This window comes from Paenisporosarcina sp. P5_A11, assembly GCF_056400705.1.
Genome location: NZ_JBFUKT010000205.1, coordinates 1 through 5,278, shown reverse-complemented (window position 1 = coordinate 5,278; position 5,278 = coordinate 1). Strand labels below are relative to the sequence as shown.

Below are 5,278 nucleotides of genomic sequence, written 5' to 3'. Positions count from 1 at the left end.
TTGAAAAGGTGTACAACCACTTTAAACATAACTATAAAAAGGAACTATTTGGTATATACAGAATAATAAGAATGAGAAACAAAGAGGAGTGAACAGGTTGGGTGTTGTTATTTTCTTATATATTATTATCTGTTTATATCTTGCCATACAAAAGAAAATAAAATTTTCAACTGCAATATTACCATTATTGTTATTTTCAATAACGGCAAATGTGGCTTTAGCACAAAATTATGCCCAAAGTTTAATACCTGGAGCTAACGATGGAATCGGTATCTCAAATCTGTTAGCGTACTTCTTAATTGGAGAGGTCGTTGGTTTATTGAAATCTGAGTTATTATATCTTAAAGAGTTTGAAAGTATCGATCATCTCAAGCAAGAATTAGAACAATATATTGATTACTACAACCACAAACGGATTAAGGCAAAATTAAAAGGCATGAGTCCGGTTCAATACCGAATTCATACCTTATCAGCCGCCTAATATTCGTGTCTAACTTTTTGGGTTCAGATCAAATGCAGTGCTTTTTCTGTCTAATCTATAGAGGCTTTTGGTTTTTGAGTAAATCACGAATTTCAACAAGTAATGCTTCTTTAGCATCAATAACTGGACTTTCTTCAACCACTTCTTCTTTTTTACGTTGGAATTTCATCATAATACGAATAACCATAAAGATTGCTAAAGCTACAATGATAAAGTCGAAGATTGATTGTATAAAGTTCCCGTACATAAATTTAGCTTTGCCAACTTGAAATACTAAACCAGAGAAATCCACTCCACCCATTAGGACGCCAATTAAAGGTGTGATAATGTCTGTTACAAGGGAAGTTACGATTTTACCGAAAGCTGCGCCGATTACTACTGCAATTGCCAAATCCATGACATTACCTTTAAATGCAAACTTCTTAAAGTCTTGCCACATAATTCCTCATCTCCTTTACCTAGTAAGTCTACAAAAAGAAAAACTTTCTGTATATGAAAAATTTGTTTTTATTCGTCGAAATCGCCCAGTTGGTTATAAATTTTTAAATCTTCTTATATAAGATAGATTGGATCTCACCACAGAGCATTTTTAAAATGAAGTGACTGACTTAGAATATGTGTGATAAAATGAAGAAAAAACAGGATGCGACAACATGAAAATACAAAAGAAAAAGAAGCCCATATCCATTGTGACAAAAAGCCTTGTCATTATTCTTATGGTTCCAATCACGATGACAATTTTCGTCTTGGCAAGTGTGTACTGGGGAGATTTGAAAAGAATTCCAATCATCCACATAGTGAAAGATTCCATTCAAGATGCCCCAAACAAGATGATGGATATCAAAATTCCGGAAGAATATATACCCATTTATCAAGAAGCAGCAGATAAATATGAAATACCCTGGACATTATTAGCTGCACATCATCGTATTGAAACGAAATTTTCAACAATGGATCCACTTCTTTCTCCAGTAGGAGCTGAAGGGCATATGCAATTCATGCCATGTACATTTGTTGGCTGGGAACATCCAAGTTGCTCAGGTAAAGGAAAAGGTGCTATCTCAGACGAAGATAAAACGAATCCAAAGATAATTGCTAAATACGGGGGATACGGTGTAGACGCTAATGAGGATGGTAAAGCAGATCCCTTTCAAATGGAAGATGCCATGCATAGTGCTGCAAAATATTTAGCCAGTAATGGTGCAGCATCCGGTAATATAGAAAAGGCTATCCATATGTACAATCATAGTGATGAATATGTAGAAGATGTTCTTTATTATTACAATAAATATGAAGAAGAACAGAGGACAGAGGGACAAGCTCTGTCTTCAACACAATAAAAAGAGTCGTTCGAATTTCGAACGACTCTTTTTATTAWTTACGTAAAGCTTTTAAAATCATGCTTACGATGAATATTAAAATAACTGCTCCGATTAAAGCTGGAATGATTTGAATACCGGCAATTGCTGGTCCAAAACTGAATAACATCCCGCCAATCCAAGCGCCAATAATACCTGCAATAATGTTACCAATAATTCCGCCTGGTACATCTTTACCAAGAATCAGTCCAGCTAACCAACCAATAATACCACCGATAATAAGATATAAAATGAATTCCATGTTTGTCCATCTCCTGTTCAATAATTGTTTGTCTTGCTTACTTAATAGATAGCCTCAATTGAATAGGTTCAAACCACTTTTGAAAAATTATTTCATCAAGGTTAAGCCGATTTACCTATAAATAAATGAGCTATGTAAATATGATTTCCAAATGTTCATTTTTTATGTATTTCGACATAAAATAACAAAGTAAATACTCCTTTATTTATAAAGAAAGTTGTAAAAATATTTTGCGAATTCTAAATTTGAGGCGTATAATCTAAGAAAGGGAGATGGTTGAGATGGATCAAATCATGATGAAAAAACTAAATAAACAGGCACTATGGTTTGTAGTTATTCATACAGTATTTATCTTTAACCTCGTATTCGATGTAATTGAATTTTTATAAAAAAAGGTGGATAGGAAATCTATCCACCTTTTTTAGCAGATTAATAAGGTCAGTGTAAAAGGAGCAATAAAGTGAAACAACCATGGAATCGTCATACATATGTTCAATTATTTAAAAATCTTAGTAATGATCAATTAGCTGAGCCGATGAAAGCTTATATGAAACATCATTTTCCCTTTTTAGGTATTAAAAGCCCTGCTCGAACGGAAGCATTAAGAAATTACTTCTCAACACATGACATTCCTGAAAAACCTGAGTTGCTTGAGGAAGTTTGGAATATTTATCAATTGCCTGAGCGAGAGTATCAATATGTGGCGATCGCTTTACTTAGCAAAAAACTAAAAACATTATCTGTTGACGATTTGGGGTTTCTTGAGAAACTGATAACCAAAAAGTCATGGTGGGATAGTGTGGATTCCATTGCACCGACTATTGTTGGAGATATTGTCAAAAGAGACCGAAAGAATGGAGAGAAGGTCATGCTCCAGTGGTCAGATTCTGATAATATGTGGTTAAATCGTGCAGCCATCCTTCATCAATTAAAATATAAAAAAGACACAGATGAAAAAGTATTAATTGAAATTATAACAAAACATAAAAATTCTAATGAATTCTTTATACAAAAAGCTATTGGTTGGGTGTTAAGAGAATATGCAAAAACCAACCCTGTCTTCGTCCAACAATTTGTTGCATCACATGAATTAAAACCATTAAGTAAACGTGAAGCCTTAAAGCATCTAAAATGAAAAAGCCGCCTATATGGTAACGGGTTCTGTTTTCGAGTACAAAACATTAAATAGCAAACCAATTAGCAGTCTAATTAGAATCTAATTTGGACTGCTTCTTTGTATTGATTTGACAGGGTTTATAAACTAGATAAATGAAAATTAGCATATCAAATGGCACCTTATTTTGCAAAATGACAGAAGTTATTGTAGTTTTGCAAATTCATGTTAAAACACTTACGGGTTACTATGCCCAATAAAAGGGTAAATGGATATTTATGTTAAAGTTAAGATGAACGTTATTGAACTAAAGCGGCAAGTTAGATGATTTGACTATTTGTTGCCATTACGCCCTACTAGAGCCAATACCCTACAAATTAAGAGGACTTACAGTGAAATTAGAAAACGAAACGATGTACTGGAGAGGTTACTTTAACGAGGAAGCAACTGAGGAAGAAAAAGAGATATTAAGCGTAGCTTGTGCTGAGGTAATAGCCGATTTTCCTATAATTAAAACCGTTAATGAGGAATACTTGCATGTTCCATACCCTTTAAGAATGGAGAAGTTGCACTTTTGGGCTTTTTTAAGATGGGAAGATTAAAGGCAAACTCATTTTACCTAACGGGAGCTTCACATGAAAATATTTTGCTTCTAGGACAAAATGCTTTGCACCTAAAGATAACTCCTTTAAATAACCTTTTAAAATAAAAGAAATTAATCGGCGGTAAACCTATGTACATACCCTAAATCTATTTAGCTACTATACTAAGCAGGACTTACATATATTCAGAAAAAACCTTTGGAGGCACAAATCATGAGAGCACTAAAACAACTCGTACGTTTTGGTTGGGAGCAGGCTCTATCATGTTTGTTTCCTGTCGTTATTTTTGCCTCATTGGCTTTTACACAAATCATGCCAATTCCCTTCCTACCACGGTATGACTGGCTGTTCATCATCTGCCTTCTGATGCAGTGGTGGATGGTGCGTTCTGGGCTTGAAACACGGAATGAACTAAAGGTTATCACATTGTTCCATCTTATTGGACTTGCTCTTGAACTTTTCAAGGTACATATGGGCTCCTGGTCTTATCCAGAGGAGGGATATTTCAAAATTTTTGGAGTGCCTTTGTATAGCGGATTCATATACGCAAGTGTAGCGAGTTATCTTTGCCAGGCGTGGAGGAGGTTTAAGGTTGAACTGGTTAAGTGGCCACCGTTTTTGGTAGTTGTACCTCTTGCAGCTGCGATTTATTTAAATTTTTTCACCCACCATTATTGGATTGACGTTCGTTGGTGGTTATCTGGACTTGTAATTATCGTCTTTTGGCAATCATGGGTCACTTACGAGGTTGATGGAACTCGTTACCGTATGCCACTCGCTCTTTCTTTTGTGCTCATCGGATTTTTTATATGGATAGCCGAAAATATCGCAACGTTCTTCGGAGCTTGGGAATATCCAAACCAAATCGATGCATGGAGTCTCGTTCATCTAGGGAAGGTGAGTTCATGGCTCTTATTAGTGATTGTTAGCTTTCTTATAGTAGCGACGTTAAAGCAGGTTAAGGGAAAAACTCCACTAGGACGTGCACCGAGGGAATAGACGTTTTTAGTATCTAGTGTATCTAAACTAATAGCAGATCTTCCAAGTGTTCTGAATTAGAGAAACAAAAGGAGCACATTAATGCTATGTTGGATGTATTAAAAAATGGATTGAAGTGTCACTGTCTTACGTGGTCAGAGTGTTTTAAAAAGGTTAATTCAAATGCCACTGATAGTTAAAGAGCACGGAAAGGGTGAGGTATTTTGTTTACAGTAATCGTTCTTTTTTTATTTGCTGGCTTAGCTGARATTGGTGGCGGATACCTTATATGGCTTTGGTTAAGGGAAGACAAGTCTGCTTATTTAGGGCTATTTGGAGGAATTGCGTTAGCTCTATACGGGGTTATTGCTACTTTTCAATCATTTCCATCTTTCGGTAGAGTTTACGCTGCTTATGGTGGTGTATTTATTATATTGTCTGTCCTCTGGGGATGGGGAATCGATAAAAAAATGCCTGATACAT

General features: G+C 35.3%; 7 protein-coding genes and 1 pseudogene. 6 read left to right on the top strand and 2 right to left on the bottom strand.

What is annotated here, in order from left to right; genetic code table 11:
* Nucleotides 1-313: 313 nt before the first annotated feature.
* Nucleotides 314-481: pseudogene (locus tag AC1DOS_RS17690) on the top strand (IS3 family transposase); the annotation flags it as partial.
* 55 nt (nt 482-536) lie between these two features.
* Here AC1DOS_RS17690 and mscL read toward each other — a convergent pair.
* Nucleotides 537-920, bottom strand: coding sequence for a large conductance mechanosensitive channel protein MscL (gene mscL / locus AC1DOS_RS17685; protein ID WP_477538558.1), 384 nt, complete (start codon nt 918-920; stop codon nt 537-539).
* Between the two features lie 214 nt (nt 921-1,134).
* Between mscL and AC1DOS_RS17680 the strand changes: the two genes are divergently transcribed.
* Entirely contained in the window at nt 1,135-1,821 is a 687-nt protein-coding gene (locus AC1DOS_RS17680; protein ID WP_108586982.1) for a lytic transglycosylase domain-containing protein, read from the top strand.
* A gap of 34 nt (nt 1,822-1,855) precedes the next feature.
* Here the strand turns inward: AC1DOS_RS17680 and AC1DOS_RS17675 are convergent, their stop codons facing one another.
* Complete coding sequence (locus AC1DOS_RS17675) at nt 1,856-2,101, bottom strand: GlsB/YeaQ/YmgE family stress response membrane protein (protein WP_477538557.1); 246 nt, start codon at nt 2,099-2,101, stop codon at nt 1,856-1,858.
* 460 nt (nt 2,102-2,561) lie between these two features.
* Between AC1DOS_RS17675 and AC1DOS_RS17670 the strand changes: the two genes are divergently transcribed.
* The 4 genes from AC1DOS_RS17670 to AC1DOS_RS17655 all read left to right on the top strand — a co-directional run.
* Nucleotides 2,562-3,236, top strand: coding sequence for a DNA alkylation repair protein (locus AC1DOS_RS17670; RefSeq protein WP_108586984.1), 675 nt, complete (start codon nt 2,562-2,564; stop codon nt 3,234-3,236).
* 308 nt (nt 3,237-3,544) lie between these two features.
* Complete coding sequence (locus tag AC1DOS_RS17665) at nt 3,545-3,817, top strand: MafI2 family immunity protein (RefSeq protein WP_477538556.1); 273 nt, start codon at nt 3,545-3,547, stop codon at nt 3,815-3,817.
* Between the two features lie 213 nt (nt 3,818-4,030).
* Nucleotides 4,031-4,816: a DUF817 domain-containing protein gene (locus tag AC1DOS_RS17660; RefSeq protein ID WP_477538555.1), complete on the top strand. Its 786-nt coding sequence runs from the start codon at nt 4,031-4,033 to the stop codon at nt 4,814-4,816.
* Between the two features lie 203 nt (nt 4,817-5,019).
* Nucleotides 5,020-5,278: YnfA family protein (locus AC1DOS_RS17655; protein WP_477538554.1), on the top strand; the 259-nt coding region annotated here is incomplete at its 3' end.

Bases quoted from the DNA above. Each gene is read 5' to 3' on its own strand.
- mscL (WP_477538558.1), bottom strand. From the start codon at position 920: ATGTGGCAAGACTTTAAGAAGTTTGCATTTAAAGGTAATGTCATGGAT.
- AC1DOS_RS17680 (WP_108586982.1), top strand. From the start codon at position 1,135: ATGAAAATACAAAAGAAAAAGAAGCCCATATCCATTGTGACAAAAAGC.
- AC1DOS_RS17660 (WP_477538555.1), top strand. From the start codon at position 4,031: ATGAGAGCACTAAAACAACTCGTACGTTTTGGTTGGGAGCAGGCTCTA.